Source organism: Bradyrhizobium sp. ORS 86, from assembly GCF_045571475.1.
Classification (GTDB): Bacteria; Pseudomonadota; Alphaproteobacteria; order Rhizobiales; family Xanthobacteraceae; genus Bradyrhizobium.
Genome location: NZ_CP120699.1, coordinates 2,656,800 through 2,675,064 on the forward strand (window position 1 = coordinate 2,656,800; position 18,265 = coordinate 2,675,064).

22 protein-coding genes are annotated in these 18,265 nt (G+C 60.2%); 14 read left to right on the plus strand and 8 right to left on the minus strand.

Going from position 1 to position 18,265, the window contains the following annotated elements; translation table 11 throughout:
* Window positions 1-13 precede the first annotated feature (13 nt).
* From P6U25_RS11935 to P6U25_RS11950, 4 genes are read right to left on the minus strand one after another with little or no spacing between them, the layout of a single operon-like run.
* Complete coding sequence (locus P6U25_RS11935) at window positions 14-334, minus strand: cupin domain-containing protein (protein ID WP_407151364.1); 321 nt, start codon at window positions 332-334, stop codon at window positions 14-16.
* Window positions 331-1,086, minus strand: a complete 756-nt coding sequence (locus tag P6U25_RS11940) for a YqcI/YcgG family protein (protein WP_407151365.1) — start codon at window positions 1,084-1,086, stop codon at window positions 331-333. Before P6U25_RS11940 ends, P6U25_RS11935 begins: the two co-directional genes overlap by 4 nt.
* Window positions 1,087-1,111: 25 nt before the next feature.
* Window positions 1,112-2,404, minus strand: coding sequence for an MFS transporter (locus P6U25_RS11945; protein ID WP_407151366.1), 1,293 nt, complete (start codon window positions 2,402-2,404; stop codon window positions 1,112-1,114).
* The gene (locus P6U25_RS11950) at window positions 2,404-3,117 is read right to left on the minus strand and encodes a hypothetical protein (RefSeq protein ID WP_407151367.1); all 714 of its coding nucleotides are present in this window, start codon (window positions 3,115-3,117) and stop codon (window positions 2,404-2,406) included. The genes P6U25_RS11945 and P6U25_RS11950 overlap by 1 nt, the downstream gene beginning before the upstream one ends.
* Window positions 3,118-3,180: 63 nt before the next feature.
* Here P6U25_RS11950 and P6U25_RS11955 point away from each other — a divergent pair, with 63 nt between their 5' ends.
* The 4 genes from P6U25_RS11955 to P6U25_RS11970 all read left to right on the plus strand — a co-directional run bounded on the left by P6U25_RS11955 (window position 3,181) and on the right by P6U25_RS11970 (window position 6,602).
* Window positions 3,181-4,200 carry a GlxA family transcriptional regulator gene (locus P6U25_RS11955; RefSeq protein ID WP_407151368.1) on the plus strand — a complete coding sequence of 340 codons (1,020 nt, stop codon included), beginning with the start codon at window positions 3,181-3,183 and terminating at the stop codon, window positions 4,198-4,200.
* Window positions 4,201-4,362: 162 nt separating this feature from the next.
* Window positions 4,363-5,496 (plus strand): alpha-hydroxy acid oxidase, encoded by a 1,134-nt coding sequence (locus P6U25_RS11960; RefSeq protein ID WP_407151369.1) that lies wholly within the window; start codon window positions 4,363-4,365, stop codon window positions 5,494-5,496.
* 199 nt (window positions 5,497-5,695) lie between these two features.
* The gene (locus P6U25_RS11965) at window positions 5,696-5,851 is read left to right on the plus strand and encodes a hypothetical protein (RefSeq protein WP_407151370.1); all 156 of its coding nucleotides are present in this window, start codon (window positions 5,696-5,698) and stop codon (window positions 5,849-5,851) included.
* A 397-nt stretch (window positions 5,852-6,248) separates the two neighbouring features.
* A complete protein-coding gene (locus P6U25_RS11970) occupies window positions 6,249-6,602 on the plus strand; it encodes a phasin (protein WP_407151371.1) in 354 nt (117 codons plus the stop codon).
* Window positions 6,603-6,622: 20 nt separating this feature from the next.
* Here P6U25_RS11970 and P6U25_RS11975 read toward each other — a convergent pair whose 3' ends face one another.
* Together P6U25_RS11975 and P6U25_RS11980 are read right to left on the minus strand one after the other, a co-directional pair.
* On the minus strand, window positions 6,623-6,883 hold the full coding sequence (locus P6U25_RS11975; RefSeq protein WP_407151372.1) for a hypothetical protein: 261 nt from the start codon (window positions 6,881-6,883) through the stop codon (window positions 6,623-6,625).
* A 631-nt stretch (window positions 6,884-7,514) separates the two neighbouring features.
* Entirely contained in the window at window positions 7,515-7,700 is a 186-nt protein-coding gene (locus tag P6U25_RS11980; protein ID WP_407151373.1) for a hypothetical protein, read from the minus strand.
* Between the two features lie 439 nt (window positions 7,701-8,139).
* On the opposite strand from P6U25_RS11980, the gene P6U25_RS11985 reads away from it, so the two are divergent.
* The 7 genes from P6U25_RS11985 (at window position 8,140) to P6U25_RS12015 (ending at window position 12,293) form a co-directional block, all read left to right on the plus strand.
* A complete protein-coding gene (locus tag P6U25_RS11985; RefSeq protein WP_407151374.1) occupies window positions 8,140-8,412 on the plus strand; it encodes a hypothetical protein in 273 nt (90 codons plus the stop codon).
* Window positions 8,409-8,570, plus strand: a complete 162-nt coding sequence (locus P6U25_RS11990; protein ID WP_407151375.1) for a hypothetical protein — start codon at window positions 8,409-8,411, stop codon at window positions 8,568-8,570. The genes P6U25_RS11985 and P6U25_RS11990 overlap by 4 nt, the downstream gene beginning before the upstream one ends.
* A complete protein-coding gene (locus P6U25_RS11995) occupies window positions 8,571-8,927 on the plus strand; it encodes a hypothetical protein (RefSeq protein ID WP_407151376.1) in 357 nt (118 codons plus the stop codon).
* 59 nt (window positions 8,928-8,986) lie between these two features.
* Window positions 8,987-9,436: a GNAT family N-acetyltransferase gene (locus P6U25_RS12000; protein ID WP_407152499.1), complete on the plus strand. Its 450-nt coding sequence runs from the start codon at window positions 8,987-8,989 to the stop codon at window positions 9,434-9,436.
* Between the two features lie 452 nt (window positions 9,437-9,888).
* Window positions 9,889-11,046 (plus strand): acyl-CoA dehydrogenase family protein, encoded by a 1,158-nt coding sequence (locus P6U25_RS12005; RefSeq protein WP_407152500.1) that lies wholly within the window; start codon window positions 9,889-9,891, stop codon window positions 11,044-11,046.
* 9 nt (window positions 11,047-11,055) lie between these two features.
* On the plus strand, window positions 11,056-11,610 hold the full coding sequence (locus P6U25_RS12010; protein WP_407151377.1) for a flavin reductase family protein: 555 nt from the start codon (window positions 11,056-11,058) through the stop codon (window positions 11,608-11,610).
* Window positions 11,607-12,293, plus strand: a complete 687-nt coding sequence (locus P6U25_RS12015) for a TetR/AcrR family transcriptional regulator (protein WP_407151378.1) — start codon at window positions 11,607-11,609, stop codon at window positions 12,291-12,293. The genes P6U25_RS12010 and P6U25_RS12015 overlap by 4 nt, the downstream gene beginning before the upstream one ends.
* 6 nt (window positions 12,294-12,299) lie before the next feature.
* Here the strand turns inward: P6U25_RS12015 and P6U25_RS12020 are convergent, their stop codons facing one another.
* Both P6U25_RS12020 and P6U25_RS12025 read right to left on the minus strand, forming a co-directional pair.
* Window positions 12,300-13,172: a polysaccharide deacetylase family protein gene (locus P6U25_RS12020; RefSeq protein ID WP_407151379.1), complete on the minus strand. Its 873-nt coding sequence runs from the start codon at window positions 13,170-13,172 to the stop codon at window positions 12,300-12,302.
* A 15-nt stretch (window positions 13,173-13,187) separates the two neighbouring features.
* Window positions 13,188-14,285, minus strand: coding sequence for an LLM class flavin-dependent oxidoreductase (locus P6U25_RS12025; protein ID WP_407151380.1), 1,098 nt, complete (start codon window positions 14,283-14,285; stop codon window positions 13,188-13,190).
* A gap of 174 nt (window positions 14,286-14,459) precedes the next feature.
* On the opposite strand from P6U25_RS12025, the gene P6U25_RS12030 reads away from it, so the two are divergent.
* The 3 genes from P6U25_RS12030 to P6U25_RS12040 are packed head-to-tail and all read left to right on the plus strand — an operon-like array spanning window position 14,460 to window position 18,210.
* Window positions 14,460-15,341 (plus strand): FAD binding domain-containing protein, encoded by an 882-nt coding sequence (locus tag P6U25_RS12030; protein WP_407151381.1) that lies wholly within the window; start codon window positions 14,460-14,462, stop codon window positions 15,339-15,341.
* Window positions 15,338-15,823, plus strand: coding sequence for a (2Fe-2S)-binding protein (locus P6U25_RS12035; protein ID WP_407151382.1), 486 nt, complete (start codon window positions 15,338-15,340; stop codon window positions 15,821-15,823). The genes P6U25_RS12030 and P6U25_RS12035 overlap by 4 nt, the downstream gene beginning before the upstream one ends.
* On the plus strand, window positions 15,820-18,210 hold the full coding sequence (locus P6U25_RS12040; RefSeq protein WP_407151383.1) for a xanthine dehydrogenase family protein molybdopterin-binding subunit: 2,391 nt from the start codon (window positions 15,820-15,822) through the stop codon (window positions 18,208-18,210). The genes P6U25_RS12035 and P6U25_RS12040 overlap by 4 nt, the downstream gene beginning before the upstream one ends.
* Window positions 18,211-18,265: the final 55 nt, after the last annotated feature.

The following is an 18,265-nucleotide window of genomic DNA, read 5'->3' on the forward strand; positions in this document are numbered from 1 at the left end:
TTTCCCTTGGACGTCAGTTGCTGACTGGTTTGGCCGGCGGCTGCGTCGCGATCACGTAGACTGCACCACCTTCGAGCGCCTCAGATTGATGACGGGTCCCGGCCGGCAAGAAGATCGTGTCCCCGGCGGTTACGACACGCTCGCCGCCGTCCCAGATGAAGTTCAATCGCCCCCGAACGATCATCAGGATTTCATCGACCGGATGGGTATGGAAGTGATGCACCTTGCCAGCCGCGTCGTGTTGCAGTTCCACCGAGCCTTGCGCAGGAAGCAGGTTCAATATCTCGGGATCGATAGAAAATTCGGTCTTCGTGCCTGCGATGATCTGGGTCATGCCGCCTGCTCCTTGTCCGCAATGGATGGTGCCTTGTTCTGCGCGAGCTTGGCAAACGGGCACCCCGCGCTCGAGTTGTTGTCGTCTTGCAGGAAGTACTGCTGATACTCGCGTCCGTCGGTTGCACCATAACGGCCGAGCAGCGGCGAGGGGCTTGCGCTGTCGTATGGGATGAGACGCTTGCGCACTTCGCCGAACGCAGCGTTGGCTGCCTTCTCGGTCCCAAGGATCTTTTCGAACACCCAGCGCGGCTGGAAGGTGAGCATGAACGCACTGGATCGGCGGCTCTGCCGCATCACATGCGCAGGCGTGGTGCAGACCACGAAGATCGGCTCGCCCGCGAACGAGAACTCCCACATTGGGTGGTCGATCTGCTCCGGGATATCGACCGGCCACGGGCTCTTGTCCAAGCGCGCGAGTTGGTCGAGCGTCATCCACATCTTGCGGTAATAGGCGTCGAGCGTCTGCACTGGTCGAGGCCGCGTGAATACGATCAACGAGGTATTGGGGCCGAACGAGCGTGCCTGGGAAACATACTGCGCGAGCTGCTCGCCGAGGACGGCAACGTCGTATGGATCGAGGAAGAGGTAGCGCAGTTGATCCTGGCGATGTCCTGCTACCCCGAAAACGCAAGGGAACGGCCGCGCCTCGCTGCTCATCTGCGCTTCGAATTCCGAGAACATTACACTTTGCCAGCTACTCACCGGAAAGTTTGCGGATACTTCGCCTTTTCTTAAAAACAAGCGCTCCATAACACCCCCTTCACTCATAACGAGATTACCGAGCTATCAGCTTGCTCTTCATCAGTAGCGGCCCGGCAACACCCGGCAGCGACATGAGAAGAAGAATGGCAATCAAGGCCCCGTAGCCGGCGTCGCCGATCGCCGTTGCATTGTGCACAGCATCGGTTCCCGACACGTGGCTCGCGGCGAGCATGGCGAAGCCGATCATGGGCTGGGACGCGCCGGCGAAGATCCCGGCAGCCGTGGTGTTCACGGAAGCGCCGACGCCGATGAGATCGGCGGTGTAGAGTTTCTTGACGCATTTCAGCACAAGCGGGACGGTGCCGCCGGCGACGAGGCCCAACGCAGTGAAAACGACGGTGACGTAGATAAAGCCGAATGTGCGGGCGATCGGCGGCAGGAGCATCGCGATGAGCAGCATGCGCAACAGGCAAATGCGGATCAGCGCGCGGTCGAGCGTCTCTGCTGCGCGATCGGCGGCGTGGCCCAGGAAGATCGAACCAACGGCGTTGCCGATCATGAAGGCGAGCAGGGGCGTTCCGGCGGTCGTCGGGGAGATGTTGAAGAAATGCGCCACCATCGGGATGCCCCAGACGCCGGAGAGCGTCGTCACCACCGCGAAATGCGAAGCAAACGTCATTGCGCAACCCCAGTTGGCAATGTGTGCCAACGATTGCCGCGCAGCTCTGACAACGCCCTTCAGCGTTTTCTTGCTGTGCGAGACCGGATCAGGTTTGAGCGCAAGCTTGGCAAAAGCAAGGTTGACAAGGCCGATGCAGGCAATGAACAGGAAGCAGGCCCGCCAGCCGAAACCTGAAACCGCCGCCGCGAGCGGTGTGGTCGCGACCACGCCTCCGACATAGCCGGAAACCTGCGAGATCCCGGACATCACACCGAAACGCTCGTCGGAAAAGCTTTGCGCGACCAGTTTCAGGAGTGCAGTGAAGACCAGCGCATCGCCGCAGGCGACGATCAGGCGCGCGGCGAAGACGTCGAGTAGGTTCGGCGCCAGAGCGAATGCCGCACTGCCGAGCGACGAGGCAACCATGCTGGTCAGCACAACGCGCTTGACGCCGTACCGGTCGACCAGAAGGCCTGCCGGAATCTGCATCAATGTGTAGCCCCAGAAATAGCTGGAGGCGAGCATCGCAACACCGGCAGCGTCGGTGTTGAAGTCGTGCATGAAACTCAGGCTGATCGATTGCGGCGAGACGCGCTGCAGGAAGGCGATGGCGTAGGCGATCGCCACCGCTGCCCAGGCCAAATAGGCGCGGTCAGTCAGGCGTGACGTCGGGGCGTATACGGCTTGTTGTTCGAGTACCGACATCAGATCCTCGCGTAACCGACTGAGAAAACGGCATCTGCCGAATTCGGAATCTTCCGCGACATCGCCGCGTCGACGAGCGATGCAATGCCGCGATAGGCTTGGCGATGATGCTTGATATGGTCGTAGGCGCCGCGCATGATCATGTCGGGCAGCTCGAGAAGTCTGCCCGGATAGATTGACGCGCACATCTCGACACAGGCCGCCTGCAATGCAGGATCCTGTGCGTCGTCGAGCAGCGATGGCGTCACTTTCTCGCAAATCTTGGCGTTGGCGGCCCAAACGATGGGATTGCGGGTGCGCCAGCCGTAGAGCACATTGCCGTTGGCTCTTTCGGCGGCCCCCGAACATTTCAGAACTTCAGCGGTGAAGAAGCCGTACAGACCGCGGCCCTGGTGAGCCGGAAGCACTTCGGTGCCGCTGCGGTAGATCCCGGGCCCGGCCGATAGTTGCAGAATGCGATAGACCGAAAAGGCAACGAGGCCAGAGCCGTCATAGACCAGAATGAGACTGTACTTCCTGTCGAACGGAGAGGAGGTTGCCGTCCAGTGCGGCTCGCTGGCCTGCCAATTGACGGCGATGATGCCGTTCATCGCGTCCATCAGCGACTGACGGTCGCAGGCCTCGATGCGGGAGGCGTCCGGTAGGCTGTAGATCGCGTAATCCGGCCACGGCGATTTGATCGCCCGGTATCGGCTGCCCAGATTTCGCGACATGGCAGAACTCCCGTATTCCATCGCGAGCTATACAGGGACGCCTCAAATGGCTTAAAGGACAATATGCCCTCGAAAACTGCCAAACCGTCCCGGCTCGAGCCCGCCGAAAAGACACTTTCGCGACGGATCGCGATCGTCGCTTTTCCGGGCGTGACCTTGCTCGACATCTCGGGACCCGCGCAGGTATTTGCGGAATTGGAGGCGATCGAACTGCCCGGGCCGGGCTATTCGCTGTCGTATCTTTCGGCATCCGGCGGACTGGTGCCGACAGATGTCGGCATGATGATCGACACCGCGCCGGTCGACACGCTCGGATCTGGTGAGGTCGATACGCTGGTGATCCCCGGAGGACCGGGCATTTGGCGGATCCGCAACGACGCCACGCTGATGAACTGGATCGTGCAGACGCTTCCGAAGGCGCGTCGTGTCGCGTCCGTGTGTCTTGGAGCGTTCGCATTGGCCTGGACCGGCATCCTAGACGGCAAGCGTGCTGCAACGCACTGGCGCTATTGTCCGCGGTTGCAGGACAGTTTTCCGAAAATCCGGGTCGAGCCGAATGCAATCTTCGTCAAGGATGGCCGGGTCTGGTCGTCGGCCGGCGTCAGCGCCGGCATCGACTTGGCGCTCGCCATGATCGAGGAGGATTTCGGCCACACCACCGCGCTGGACGTCGCACGTAGGCTGGTGGTTTTCCTGAAGCGGCCGGGTGGCCAGAGCCAGTTCTCGACTGTCCTTGCGGCGCAGGCATCGGATGTCGAGGGCCGCTTCAGCGCGCTGCATGCATGGATCATCGAGAACATCACCAGCGACCTTAGGGTTGAGACACTCGCTGAAAGGGCCGGGATGACGCCGCGTACGTTCGCCCGGACCTATGTCAGCCGGACCGGCATGACGCCTGCGAGCGGCGTCGAGGCGCTCCGTGTGGAGACTGCGCGCCTGCTGCTCGAGAGCCGCGAGATCGGCGGCGTGGTTGAAGTAGCCAAGCGCGCAGGGTTCGGCGACGACGAGCGGATGCGTCGGGCTTTCCTGCGGCACCTCGGCGTGTCTCCGACTGAGTATCGCAACCGCTTTTCGGGCGGCTAGGCTGGCTCAAGAGGCCGCGTTCCGGCGTGGGTCCTAATGCCGAAGCGGATCCATCTCACAAGCGAATAGCTGACCTTCGCTGGCGGAATTCACCGTTCAAGATGGTAGCTTTTCCGATTTGTCTACGGCTAATGTGCCGGCCAAATTGGGAGAAGAAACACAATGAATGACGGGACCTCCATTCGACCGGCGCGCAATGTCGAACTCGGCGCCAGTGGCGAGGAATATCAGAATCTGCACGAATTCGTACGGAAGGCCCGTGCCAAGCTGAATCAGAATGCCTGGGATTATATCGTCGGCGCCTCGGAAACCGAGACCACGATGCGCCGCAACAGAATGGCGTTGGACGAGATCGCCTTCAGGCCGCGCGTGTTGCGCAGCGTCGTCGACGTCGATCCCTCCACCGAAGTGTTCGGGCGCAAGCTGCGGCTCCCGGTCATGATTGCCCCGGTCGGCGCGCTGGAGATATTTGATCCCGATGCTGGCGCGGCCGTCGCCCGAGGCGCAGGGACGTTCGGTGCGGCGCATATGCTAAGCTCGGTGTCAGAACCGGGGCTGGAGAATACCGCCAAGGCGGCACCGGATGCCCTCCGCATCTATCAGCTCTATGTGCGCGGCGACGACGCCTTCGTCGAGGACGTCGTCAGCCGGACCATAGCCAACGGCTATGCCGCGTTCTGTCTCACCGTCGATACCGCGCATTATAGTCGGCGCGAGCGTGACATTGCCAAGCGTTACGTGCGCGAAAGCCGCATTCGCGCCACCGGCGGCGACTTCCAGAAAGGTCTGGAATGGCGGACGGTGAAGTTGATCAAGGATAAGTTCAAGATTCCGCTCATCCTCAAGGGGATTGCAACCGCAGAGGATGCCAAGATCGCGCTCGATTACGGGGTCGATTGGATCTACGTGTCGAACCACGGCGGGAGGCAGCTCGACCACGGCCGCGGCTCGATGCACGTGCTGCCCGAGATCGTCCAGGCGGTCGCGGGCCGTGCGAAGATCATGGTCGACGGCTCGTTCTACCGTGGTACCGATATCGTGAAGGCGATCATTGCGGGCGCCGATCTCGTCGGCCTTGGACGTCTGCAGTGCTGGGCGCTTGCCGCCGCGGGCGAGGCCGGCATTGTGCGGATGCTTGAACTGCTGGAGGATGAGGTGGTCCGCTGCCTCGGGCTGCTCGGCGTCACCAGCTTTGCCGAACTGGACAAGTCCTACCTGCATCCGGCCACGCCGACCAATCTGCCGAGTGTGTTCAGCGCCTTCCCGCTTCTGGATATCGAACCCTACCGCTATTGAGGCCGTCGGCCAGGCCCGCGCGAATGAACTGGCGGGCGCAGTCACGGCTCTCGAGCCTGGACAGAGCGCCCGGTCGAATCATTATGTGATGTTCATGAAGACGCCGCGGCAAAGACAAAGTCTGATCGAAATGCCGCACTAGTCGGGGCGAATGGCAGATAGTCCATTCGCTGAGTTTTCACTTGAGAGAGCTATCGGCTTGCGCTGGACCTTGCGGGACATACAGGCCGGCCGGCTCGGGCTGTCGCCGGTTAGCGAGGAGGATCTGCGCGTCCTCATTGAACTTGGTCTGATCGAATTGCACGATGATGGGCCGACGTTGACGCCGACGGGAATCGAGATACTGAACGGCTAGATCGGAGCTGCGGTGATCGAGCGGGCCATGCGGAGCCTTCCGCCGAAATTGCAGGGCAGACGCCGACAGATTAATCGATCAAGGATCGGGTCACACGGCTCGATCAACGGCGAGGCGGATCCGTGCGCCGCACCTTACGCACGGCATTTCAATACTGATCTTGGTGTGGTCGGTGTCGGGCGGAACAGATCAGGTGTCCAGGGAACCGCACGATGCAGCTTCAGTTGAAGCCTGACTTTCCCTGTGACGCCACCTCATTGGCGGTCAGTGCTCCGGAATAGGGAATTTTTCCTTGCAAGAGCTGGATTGACCCGACGACGTTGGCGGCAGGTGATGTGACGCTGGCGGGGTCACAATTTATGCTAACGTCTCGGGATGCTGATTTCAGGGGGCGATCATGATCGAGCCAAAGCTTGATGTTCCTGCCGAGCTTCGTGACCTTGCGGAGAAGACCATCGATCAGGCCGAGCGGGCCTTCGGCCTGTTCTTTGATGCGGCCAGCAAGTCTATGGCGACGATGCCGGGTACCGGAACGGAAATCTCCAAACAGGCGCTTTCGTTCACCGAGCAGAACATGAAAGCAGCATTTGAGCATGCGCGAAAGCTGGTGCACGCGACCGACCTCCAGGAGGCAATGCAGATCCAGTCGGAATTCTTGCGCAGCCAGTTCACCAATGCCGGCGAACATATGCGGCAGATCACGGGCAATGTGATGTCTGCCACCAAGGACGCAACCAAAGGCAAGCCTTAGAACGAAGGCTTCCAGAGCGCTCAGCGCCGGCGGGCAATTGCGACGCCGAGCAGGAAGGCGACGAACAGGCTGGCAAGCGGCGCTTCGCGCGTGACTGCAGTCACGGTGGCGAGGGCTCCGCCGGAGCGGCGCGAGTCCGCGATAACGCCGCTGAGCCGATCGATGGCGGCCCGAAGTCCATCCGAGACCTCACCGATCGTGCGCGAAACATCTGTTGCCGTATCGATCGCGCGCTCGGCGAGATTGGGCTGCAGCGGTGATTCCGGTGTTTCGAAATTCATGCGATGTGCCGTGGTTGCGCTGAAGAGGCCGAGGCGGCCATCCCTTTGGCGATCCGCGACAGCCGCGCTCTTGATCGGCGGGCGATGGCCACGCTCTGGAAATGCTGGAGCCTCGGATTGGTTCCGCAGATCGGCTCGCTTTCAATGTGGGGAACCGGAAACTTCCGGGCAGGTCATGGCTTGTTGCAGAGTGGCAATCGCAGCGCAGTTCAACAACGTCATGACGGATGGTCGCACGATCAAAGAGAGAAAGCGGCACGGCGGGACGCCCCTCGTGGTGGCTGCAGTGGTCGCTACTCTCGGCGTGTTGGGCATGCTGATCGTTGACCACGGTCCATGGAGCGAGCCGAAAGTGCAGCCGGCCGCGACGGCCAACCACACAACAACGGGCGAGGCTGCACGTTCAGCCGGCGCAAAAGTGACACCGACCGAACCCAGGGCGCCGATCGAGCCCGTGCCGCCTGGTCCGGAGCCGGTCCAACCAGCGAACCCAAGCCCACCGCAATAGAGTCTGCTGCATCGTTGTGTGGTGCAAGCTGGGGCGCCTCGAAGGGCGTCGCATGACACGTCGCCGAGAACGCTGGTGAGCCTCGAAGGCAGGCTGACGCGACCATCATTCGGATTGGGACAGTTAGCGCACGCTGACAAGCATACCCCATGCCGCGGCAAGGCCGGCCCCCACCAGAACCAGAAACGGACTGTCACAGAACACGCCGCCGTACTGGCACATGGTTGTGCCGAGCGAGCCGATTTGATGGTGATCCGCGGCATAGAACAGGCCCGACAGCACCGCGAGCACTGCAGCAACGAAATACATCGACGCCCCCTTGCGATGCGAGATCGGCGCGGTCCAACCGGCCAACGCCAGCGAGAATGGTCCTGATGGTGAGCCGAACAATACGTTGCTCGTCGGCTTGACACGTCGGGCAACTCATCGGCACACTGACATCATCGCAACAAGCATAGGGCGCTCCGCAGAAGCCCCAGGTTGCGATTTCCTCATTCTCACGAATTTTCGACGGAGGCGGTTTCTTGCCGAAGAAGCCGACGCGTCGCATTTTACCAATTTCGTTCAGCTCGAAAAAAGAGTTTGACTCGTCGGGCAACTCACCGGCACAATCTCATCATCGCGAAAGTGTTGAGCCCGCGCGGAGAAATCCGCGGCGGGCTTTTTCTTTGCCGTTTCACCAATCGGACGGCGGCCGCAACGTCACGACGCCGCATCCTCCCACGCCCGTCGCCAGAGCGTCGTCAGCGTGCCGCCGTCCGAACCCTTTGAAACGAGCACGAATTGGCCGGTGCGCGCGAACGCGCCGGCCCTCGCGGCGCGGCGTAAGCCGGCGCCGCCCGCGGCCCCTGTCGTCAGGGATAAGGTTCGCGCCCCAAACGATCGCCGCCCGTTGCGCGATCTGCCGCACATTCCATTCAATGGCCGCTGCCGGCCCATCAATGAGGTTCGCATGACCGCCTATCTGATATCGCTCGCGCTCGCGGGCCTGGTTGCCATCGCGCTGTGCGAGGTAGCATGAGCGCCAAGATCATTCAGTTCATTCCGCGACCGCGTCGCGAGCGCGAGCAAACGGACTTTCCAACGATCGCATTTTGCTCGATGGCGCTCGATCTCGACAAGGATCGCGCCGACAGGCTTCCGAGCGAATACCTCCCGTCCGATTGGCAGGAGAAGTAGGTGGCGAAGTCGATCACCCAGATACGTTCACTCGCCCGCAGCCACACGAGGAGCGCAATCAATGCGCTGGTCGGCGTAATGCGCTCCACGAGCGCAACCCCTGCGGCCCGCGTTTCAGCCGCCAACGCAATTCTCGATCGCGGCTGGGGCAAACCACCGCAGGCAATCGAGAATGGTGACGGTGCACTCGAACTTGTGCACCGCATCGAGCTGCGCGCCGATTTCCAGCACCTGAGACGTTGGCGCAAAAGTGTCGAGCAGGCTCAAAGCTACACGTTCAAGGCCGTCATCACCATCATCGCTACAGGATTTCTGGGAGCGGTATGGTTGGGCATCAAGGCCACGATCGGAAAGTGAGTTGGCACAAATTCGCCGCCGTGCCGATCTTGGTCGCCAGTCAACGATGAGCGCGCTTGATGAATGGGTATCGAAGCCTGACCGCATACCGGATACGCGAGGTCGATGCGCATGATGATATCTCCGATTCACTCGGCGAGCTCCATCATCTGACCTTCTTTGACGGCGCCAGTCTTCCAGATTTCGAGCGAGGACACTGGTGGATCGCCTTTCGTGGCGCGAAGCCAGTTGGGTTCGCGGGCGTCGTTCCGTCAACGCACGTTGCCGATGCTGGATACCTTTGCCGTGTTGGGGTCGTGGCCGAGCATTGGGGAAATGGCTTGCAGGTGCGGCTCACCCGAGCGATGGAGGCACGAGCCCGTCGCATCGGCTGGGCCGCCATTGTCTCGGACACGACCGACAACCTGATCTCTGCGAACAATTTCATCCGGCAGGGCTATCGGCTCTACAGGCCGATATCGCCATGGGGATGGCGCCATACGCTATATTGGCGGAAGGAGCTTGCATAAGACACCTGCAGGATGGAGTTTGCCTATCAAGCGAGCAAGATCGAAGCTGACGGCAACACCTCGTCAACATCGAGCGCCCGATGGCCAACGGCCATCGGGCCTCTTTGTGTTTCTAGACCAGCCATTATGCTTCCAATAGCGGGCCCCAGCGATCGGATTCCAAGCGGCCACCCGGAGCAGCAGCCTTGATCATGCGATCAACGCCCACCGCGGTAGGCTGCTTCGCGGCTTTGGTGGGCGCCTGTCCGCGAATTCGCTCTACGCGGCCATTGCCGCGATCGTTACGAGGTGGAGAGGCGTCTTGATCTCCGGTGATCGCCCGATAAACTGTGTAGCAGGTTTGGCCTCATCCCGAACGCCGGGCTCGCACGAGGGAAACTTTAATGGCTGAGGTTGATCGCGGGCGTGACGCGACTGCGCCGCAAGGAGCCAGTTCGGATCGTTACTCGGTCATGGTCGAACGAGCCAAAGCGCTTGTTCCCACGTTGCGTGAGCGGGCTCCGCGGACTGAAGAGCTGAGGCGATTGCCGCCAGAGACGATGCGGAATCTTCGTGACAGCGAACTCTTTCGCATCCTGCAGCCCAGCCGTGTCGGCGGAAGCGAACTCGATTATGTCGCCCTGGTCGATTGCGCCGATGCCTTGGGGCAGGGCGACGCGTCGGTTGCATGGAACTTTGCCAATCTCGCTAGCCATCACTGGATGCTTGGGATGTTCGCGCCGGAGGCACAGAGTGCGGTATGGGGAAAGGATCCGGATACACTGATCGCGTCCTCGTTCGTGTTTCCAGCCGGTCGTGCCAGGAAAATCAACGGTGGGTACCTATTGGATGGTCATTGGCCATTCTCGTCGGGAGTGGAGGCGTGCGATTGGAATATGCTTGCCAGTGTTGTTGAGTCTGACGACGAGGCGGACGGGATCGAGTACCGACTCTTCCTGTTGAACAAGCAAGATTACCAGATCGAGGACACGTGGAATGCGACGGGCTTGCGTGGAACCGGATCCAATGACGTCCGAGTAACGGATGCGCTCGTCCCCGAGCATATGTCCGTGGCAGTGAGGGACTTGGCAGGCGGGTCGGCGCCGGGCAGTGCAGTCAATCCGAATGCGCTCTACGCGCTCCCGGTATTTTCGTTGTTTCCATACGTGCTGTCGGGGGTCGGTTTGGGAAATGCCCAAGCCTGCCTGGATGACTATGTTGAGATCGCGCGACATCGAGCTTCGACATACAATCGAGCCAAGATCGGTGACTTGCAGAGTACACAGATCAAGATCGCCGAAGCGTCGGCGAAGATAGATGCAGCGCGCCTAATCATGCGAACGAGCTGCATTCACGTACTAGCAAGTGTCCGGCAGGGATACATTCCGGATATCGCTGCAAAGACGAAACTGCGCCGTGATGGTGCTTTCTCGGTTAATCTCTGTACCGATGCCGTCTCCCTTTTGTTTACCGCGAGTGGCGCCCGCAGCTTGTTCACGTCGGGAGCCTTGCAGCGCCAGTTTCGCGATGCTCACGCGGTTAATTCGCACCTCGCATTCAGCTTCGATGCGGCAGGGACCAATTATGGGCGGGTTGCGCTTGGGTTGCCGTCCGAGAATCTGACGCTGTGAGGCTGAAGGATGTCTGATCGACCCAAGCATCCGGCGGATCCGTCCAATGAGCTCGCCAGCGACAGTTCGGTGATCGACCCTCGCGATTTCCGTAACGCTCTCGGCACATTCGCAACCGGCGTAACGATTGTGACCGCGATGTCGGCCGACGGAAGGCCATATGGGATCACGTGCAATTCATTTGCGTCGGTGTCGCTTAATCCGCCGCTGGTGCTGTGGAGTCTGGGTGTGTTTTCTCAAGGGCTCCCCATTTTCCAGAATGCCAGTCATTTTACGGTCAATGTGCTGGGCGCATCGCAGCAAGTGCTCGCTTTGCGATTTTCCAGATCGTCGGATGACAAGTTCGCCGGCGTACGCTGGACACCGGGTCTTGGCAGCGCGCCCATACTAGCCGATGTCGTCGCCAATTTTCAGTGCCGCTCTGTTAATCGCTACTACGGTGGGGATCACGTGATATTCCTGGGGGCAGTGGAAGCATACGCTTACAATCAGAGGGCGCCCCTCTTGTTCGCGCGTGGCGCTTTTGGTCGATTTCTTGCTGACGGTGGCGATAAGAAATCATGAGCAGAAGGGCTGAGCTTAAGCCAACACGCACGAAGCAAAGACGATTGCCGGCCGACGATCGCCGCAGTCAGTTTGTAGCCAAGGCTGCCGAGCTCTTTGCCGAAGAGGGATTTGCCGGCGGCACTCGCGCGCTTGCACGCAAACTCGGGGTAACCCAGCCATTGCTTTACCGCTACTTTCCGAGCAAGGACGATCTGATCAAGGAGGTCTACCAGCAAGTCTATCTTGGTCCACTCGAGACCGGCTGGGAAAAGTCGCTATCGGATCGTTCGCGTCCACTGCGGGTGCGTCTCCAGGAGTTTTACCAAGCGTACACGGACACAATTTTCACCCGCAAATGCCTCCGGATTTATCTGTACTCAGGGTTGAAAGGCCTCGATATCAACCGCTGGTACGTTGGCATGGTTAAGGACAAGATCCTGACCCGCATCATACGAGAATGCCGACACGATGCTGGACTGACGGTGCAAGGCAGGCCCAGTGCTACCGAGCTGGAGCTGGCTTGGGTATTTCACGGCGGCATCTTCTATTACGGTGTTCGAAAATACATCTACGAAGCGCCCGTGCTTGAAGACAAGGCACAGATGATCAGTGATGCGCTGGATATCTTTCTTGCAGGATTCGAAAGACTGGCGGAAAGCTCGACTGATCGCCGGCAGGCGCCGGTAGAGGTTGCGGTTTAAGCCGTGCTATTTCGTCATCTCCGCGCGATACCAATCCCCAATCTCGCTCGCTGTCATCAACACGACGCCATCATGACTGATCACGTAGTCGAGCAATGCTTCGAGATATTTGATTCGATGCGGCACTCCCGTGATGTAGGGATGCACTGAGATGGCCATGATCCGCGCGTTCTCCGCGCCTTCAAGGTAGAGCCGATCAAACTGGTCGGTACAGCGTGTCAAGAATTGTTCGGACGGAAGATGTTGCAGGGCGTGAATGACGATGTCGTTGGTTTCAACGGAATAAGGAATCGTGGTCACGGCACCGTGCGGCGTGGCGATCTCCTGCGGAAGATCGTCAATTACCCAGTCGGCGACATATTCGATCCCATTGAGGCGCAAGAGATCGAGTGTTTCCTCGGTTTCGGTCAGGCCCGGGCTTTCCCACGATCTGGGGGCTCTCCCGGTAAACGCTGCGATGGCGTCAACCGATCGCTTGACCGCATCTGCCTGATTCTCGAGCTTGTGCATCGGTCCCTGGACGAATCCATGTCCCATGAACTCGAACCCCGCTTCTAGCGCGGCTGACGCCACGCGCGGATAGGTCTTGCAGACATTGGCGTTGAGGGCCAGCGTTACCGGTATCTTTCGGTCTGTGAGCACCTTGAACTGCCGCCAAAAGCCGGCGCGCATGCCGTATTCGTGCCACGACCAGTTCGGCACGTCGGGTAGTAAGGGTTGACCCATCGGCGGGGTGAGTACGGTGCGTGGCATCGCATTCTCGATCCGCCACTCTTCGACATTGAGGATGACCCATACCGCCAGCTTCTTGCCGGCTGGCAAGGAGAGTTTTGGTCTGTCGACCTGAGCTTGATACAGAATGCGATCAGTAAAAGCCACGTCGAAACTCCTTGATCAACTCGACGATCCGGCAGTGCCGGCATTGATGCGCGGCAGGACCTTCTCGGCCATCAAGATCATCGATCGGCGACCGAGTTCGCGATCCTTCCAATCCTTGCCGGCATAAAGCAGGGTCCCGAAGGTGCCAACTTGGTCTTGGAACGCAAGGAGTTGATCGGCCACACTTTCGGGCGTGCCGTGAACAATGAGCCTATCGCAGATCGACTCCAGCGTAACCTCCGAGTCGGGCTGGTCCCGCCGCGTCTTGAACAACTCGAGGCGACCGCTGCGCTTCAGCTTCGTGAAGAGCTGATGGTAGTAGTACACATAGGGGCCACTGGGGTCGGTGGCGTAAGCTTTCGCTGTCGCGGCGTCCTTCGCAACGAACACGCTTTTGGCGACCCGCCAATTGGCGGCGTCCACTACTCGGTTCGCCCGCCGGCAGCCTTCGACATATTTGGGCCAATGGCTCCTCACCCAGGCCGGCATCAAGAAGTTTGCCGAGATCGGATCCCAGCCGCGCGCTGCCGCCTCGGTTACCCCCTTTGAGAACGGAGCGACGGCGGTTACGACGATCGGAGGGTGAGGGGCCTGCAGAGGGCGCGCTATGAATCCCTGACCGATGTCCTCGATCAGGGTCTTCCGGACCGAAATACTCCAGTGCTTACCGTGCAAGTCATAGGGTGGTTTGCCAGTCCAGATATCGAGAACCTGATTGATCGCCTCGAGAAACATCGCATTTCGATCCGCATCGAGATTGCCGAACGCCTCTGCATCGGAAAGCAGACCGCCCGGGCTAATTCCGAGGATGAAGCGGCCATCGAGCATGTGGTCAAGCATCGCGACGGACGCGGCGACCGCCGCTGGATGAGTATTGGGCATGTTGATCGTGCCGGTTCCAAGCTTGATCTGCCTGGTGGCGGCTGCAATCCAGGCGATGAAGGCGATGCTCGAGGTGATGTTCTCGGCCTTGTCGGTAACGTGCTCGCCAACATAGGCTTCGGAAAACCCGAGCTCATCCGCGAGCAAGAAGGCTTCGCGATCCTCCCGGAGCGACTGCCGCCAATCCTTTTCGAGCGGATGAATCGGCATCGTAAAGAACCCGAGCTTCATGATCTGTTGCTCCTTGCGGGCGGGCCCTCGGCCGATCAGGAACCTGCGTCCTCGGCAAAACGAAGACAAGCCCCGGCGGGACAAATAATCGCCCGATAAACAAGCTTGACCTTTAAATGAGGCGGCTCTCTAATCCAGAAAAGCGAGAGATGGGCCCGGGAGGCTACGCCCAACATGAAAGCCGCGGCTTTCGCCTATGCCCGCGCGACCAGCGTGGTCAACGCGCTGGAGTTGCTGGCCGCGCATGGCGATAGGGCGAAGGTGTTGTCCGGTGGCCAAAGCCTGATGCCGGCGATGAACCTGCGGCTCGTATCTCCGGATATTCTGGTTGATATCGGCGGCCTTCACGAGTTGCACGGCATTACAGTGAAGGGAGACGTACTCGTCATCGGTGCGCTCACCCGACACGTTGATCTGCTCAGGTCTCCGGAAGTTGCAGCGCACGCGCCGTTGCTGCGGGATGCCGTGGCCCATGTCGCTCACCCGGCAATTCGCAATCGCGGAACGATTGGGGGAAGCCTCGCGCATGCCGATCCGGCGTCGGAACTGCCGGCCTGCACACTTGCACTGGACGCGACCATTGTCGTTCGCGGCCCCGGGGGCGAGCGCCGGATCGCTGCAACCGATTTTTTCAGGGGCATTTACGAAACGGCGCTATCAGCCGAAGAATTACTGGTCGCGGTCGAATTCCCGGTCGCGGGTCAAGGCTCGACGTTCTTCTTTCAGGAGTTTGCCCGGCGGCATGGAGACTACGCCATCGCGGGTCTCGCCGCTCGTGCCATCGTCAAAGACCGCGCCTTTGCAGATCTGAAGCTCGGATTCTTCGCAGTCGGCGATCGACCTCTGCTCGCTGCGGCCGCTGGCAGGCTGACCGATGTATCCATCACTACTGCCACGCTTGCCGAGGCGTTGGCGGCGCTGGCAGATGAACTCAATCCACAGGAAGATCAGCAGGCGTCGCCGGTCATGCGTCGACATCTGGCAGGGGTTTTGCTTCGACGTAGCGTAGCGACGCTGCTCGCGCGCCCTGAATTGGATGTGGGAGTAGCGGGGTGACTGGATTTGTCCCGGTTTCGCTCCTCGTCAATGGCGAACCAGTTGACGCCGTCGTGCCGCCACGACTCAACCTCGCCGATTTCCTCCGTGAGAATCTGAAACTGACCGGTACTCATGTCGGCTGCGAACATGGAGCGTGCGGCGCCTGCACGGTGCGCATCGACAGCGAGATTGTTCGCTCGTGTTTGATGCTGGCGGTGCAAGCGCAGGGCACGTCGGTTGAGACAATCGAGGGGCTTTCCGACAGTGGAGAGATTGCCGATCTCCAGGCAGCATTCCGTGAGCGCAACGCGCTGCAGTGTGGCTATTGCACGCCGGGAATGCTGATCACGGCGCAAGACCTGTTAAAACAATCATCCACACCGGACCGGCAAGCGATCCGCGAACACCTGTCCGGCAACTATTGTCGCTGTACGGGCTATCAGGCGATCGTGGATGCCGTGGAAGCGACAGCGAGGGCGCGCGCGGAGCGATCGAGATGACCGCAATCCGCGCAGTAGCTGACAGGCTCTCCGTCCTTGATCGCCCGTACTCCTATATCGGCAAGACGGTGCCGCGGCCGAATCTCGACAGGCTGTTGCAAGGGCGTGGTCAATATGTCAGCGATCTCGAACTGCCGCGCATGGGCCACGCGGTGTTTCTGCGGTCACCACACGCCCACGCCAGGATCGTGGCGATTGATGCCGGCCTGGCGAAGCGCATGCCGGGCGTGATTGCTGTCGTTACAGGCCGCGAACTGGAGGCCGTCATCACGCCCTGGGTCGGCGTGCTCTCGCATTTGAAGGGACTGAAGTCTGCGCCGCAGCACGCGATTGCGGTTGATCGGGTCTGCTGGCAAGGCGAAGCGGTTGCCGCGATCGTGGCGACCAGCCGTGCGGCCGCTGAGGATGCCACGGAGAAGGTGGCCGTCGAATATGAAGAGCTCGAGGCTGTCACCGATATGCGGACGGCGCTCGATTCGTCGACTCCGGTCATTCACCCGTCGCTCGGCGACAATCTCGCCTTTGAGCGGACGTACAATGCGGGAGACGTCGATCAGGCATTCTCCGAATCCCATGCGGTGGTCGAAGCAGAATTCGTCTTTGGTCGTCACACCGGCGTGACGTTGGAACCGCGAGCGGTCGTTGCGGATTGGAACGCGGCTGAGGCGCGGCTTACAATCTACCAGGGCACGCAGGCGCCCCACATGGTGCAGAACATCGCGGCGCTGCATCTGGGGTTGAGGGACGCGCAAGTTCGCGTGGTCTGCAAGGATGTGGGAGGCTCATTCGGCATCAAGGTCCACATCTACGCCGATGAAATGGCGACCTACGGACTGTCCAAGCTCCTGCGGCGTCCCGTCAAGTTCGTTGCCGACCGCGTTGAAAGCTTCAACACCGACATTCACGCCCGCGATCACCGCTGCAAGGGCCGGATCGGCGTGAGGCAGGATGGTACGATCACCGCGTTCGAGATCGATGACTTGACCGGGATCGGCCCCTATTCGATGTATCCACGGACCAGTGCGATCGAAGCTAATCAGGTGATCAACCTGGTCGGGGGGCCGTATGTCACGCAGAACTATCGGGCACGGGCCCGTGTCGTCTTCCAAAACAAGAACGTCATGTGCCAGTATCGGGCGGTCGGACACCCGATCGCCTGCTCCGTGACCGAAGGCCTGGTCGATTTTGCTGCCGCGAAGATCGGCATGGACCCGGTCGAAATCCGCCGCCGCAACCTAATCGCTGATAACGCTTATCCATGCGCGTCGCCGACGGGTCTGAAATTCGAGCAGTTGTCGCATCATGCATCGCTGGCGAAGTTGCTTGAGATGATGAGCTATGACGCTCTACGCACCGAGCAGGCGGCCTTGCGGAGGCGCAACATTCATCGAGGGATCGGCATCGCAAGCTTCATCGAGGTGACCAACCCGAGCGCCGCCTTTTACGGTGTTGGCGGTGCGAAGATCTCCTCTCAGGACGGCGTTGCACTTCGGTTGGACGCACAAGGCTCGGTGATCTGCCAAACCAGCATCACGGAACAGGGGCAAGGATCTGAATCGCTTACGGCCCAGATCGTAGGCAGCGTGCTTGGCATTTCAATGGATCGAGTTCGTGTGATACTCGGCGATACCGACAACACTCCATATGGTGGCGGCACGTGGGCCTCTCGCGGCGCTGGGATTGGCGGCGAGGCCGCTTTACAGGCAGCCAAGGTCTTGCGCAGGAATATTCTTGATGTCGCAGCGGCCATACTGCAGTCGACTCCGGCCGAGCTCGATGTCGTCGGCGACCACATCGTGGATACGAGCGGTGTTCGACGGATCGAGCTGAACGAGCTCGCGAGGATCGTCTATTTTCGGCCAGATACGCTCCCGCCGGGGATCCAGCCGGAATTGATGGCGAGCCGCCACTTTGTCCCGCGCCAATACCCGTTTGCATTTACCAACGGTGTCCAGGCCTCGTGGCTTGAGGTTGACACCGAGACTGGGTTCGTCAAGCTGCTCAAGCATTGGATGGTCGAGGACTGCGGTACGATCATCAACCCGCAACTGGTTGATGAGCAAATCCGAGGTGGGGTGGTACAAGGACTCGGGGCAGCACTGTTTGAGAAGTGCGTCTATGACGAGCGTGGTCAGCTCACTAATGCCAATATGGCTGACTACTTGGTCCCTATGTCCGGCGATATGCCCGATATCGAGGTCGGCCATGTGGTGTCGCCGACGCTGGAATCCGAGTTGGGAGCCAAAGGAGCGGGCGAGGCCGGCACAGCCGGCGCGGCAGCGGCCGTCGCCAATGCAGTAAATGATGCCCTCCGGCCCTTCGGCACTACAATTACCGAGATTCCACTGACGCCTCAGATTATTCTGACGGCGCTGGGACGAATATGAAGCGGAGATGGAAGTAGGCGTAGATAAGCCAAATAAACAATTCTTGGGGACGAAT

Excerpts from the sequence above, each read along its gene's own strand:
- P6U25_RS11935 (WP_407151364.1), bottom strand. The coding sequence starts at position 334 with ATGACCCAGATCATCGCAGGCACGAAGACCGAATTTTCTATCGATCCC.
- P6U25_RS11940 (WP_407151365.1), bottom strand. The coding sequence starts at position 1,086 with ATGGAGCGCTTGTTTTTAAGAAAAGGCGAAGTATCCGCAAACTTTCCG.
- P6U25_RS11945 (WP_407151366.1), bottom strand. The coding sequence starts at position 2,404 with ATGTCGGTACTCGAACAACAAGCCGTATACGCCCCGACGTCACGCCTG.
- P6U25_RS11950 (WP_407151367.1), bottom strand. The coding sequence starts at position 3,117 with ATGTCGCGAAATCTGGGCAGCCGATACCGGGCGATCAAATCGCCGTGG.
- P6U25_RS11955 (WP_407151368.1), top strand. The coding sequence starts at position 3,181 with ATGCCCTCGAAAACTGCCAAACCGTCCCGGCTCGAGCCCGCCGAAAAG.
- P6U25_RS11960 (WP_407151369.1), top strand. The coding sequence starts at position 4,363 with ATGAATGACGGGACCTCCATTCGACCGGCGCGCAATGTCGAACTCGGC.
- P6U25_RS11970 (WP_407151371.1), top strand. The coding sequence starts at position 6,249 with ATGATCGAGCCAAAGCTTGATGTTCCTGCCGAGCTTCGTGACCTTGCG.
- P6U25_RS11975 (WP_407151372.1), bottom strand. The coding sequence starts at position 6,883 with ATGAATTTCGAAACACCGGAATCACCGCTGCAGCCCAATCTCGCCGAG.
- P6U25_RS11980 (WP_407151373.1), bottom strand. The coding sequence starts at position 7,700 with ATGTATTTCGTTGCTGCAGTGCTCGCGGTGCTGTCGGGCCTGTTCTAT.
- P6U25_RS11990 (WP_407151375.1), top strand. The coding sequence starts at position 8,409 with ATGAGCGCCAAGATCATTCAGTTCATTCCGCGACCGCGTCGCGAGCGC.
- P6U25_RS12000 (WP_407152499.1), top strand. The coding sequence starts at position 8,987 with ATGAATGGGTATCGAAGCCTGACCGCATACCGGATACGCGAGGTCGAT.
- P6U25_RS12005 (WP_407152500.1), top strand. The coding sequence starts at position 9,889 with ATGGTCGAACGAGCCAAAGCGCTTGTTCCCACGTTGCGTGAGCGGGCT.
- P6U25_RS12010 (WP_407151377.1), top strand. The coding sequence starts at position 11,056 with ATGTCTGATCGACCCAAGCATCCGGCGGATCCGTCCAATGAGCTCGCC.
- P6U25_RS12015 (WP_407151378.1), top strand. The coding sequence starts at position 11,607 with ATGAGCAGAAGGGCTGAGCTTAAGCCAACACGCACGAAGCAAAGACGA.
- P6U25_RS12025 (WP_407151380.1), bottom strand. The coding sequence starts at position 14,285 with ATGAAGCTCGGGTTCTTTACGATGCCGATTCATCCGCTCGAAAAGGAT.
- P6U25_RS12030 (WP_407151381.1), top strand. The coding sequence starts at position 14,460 with ATGAAAGCCGCGGCTTTCGCCTATGCCCGCGCGACCAGCGTGGTCAAC.
- P6U25_RS12040 (WP_407151383.1), top strand. The coding sequence starts at position 15,820 with ATGACCGCAATCCGCGCAGTAGCTGACAGGCTCTCCGTCCTTGATCGC.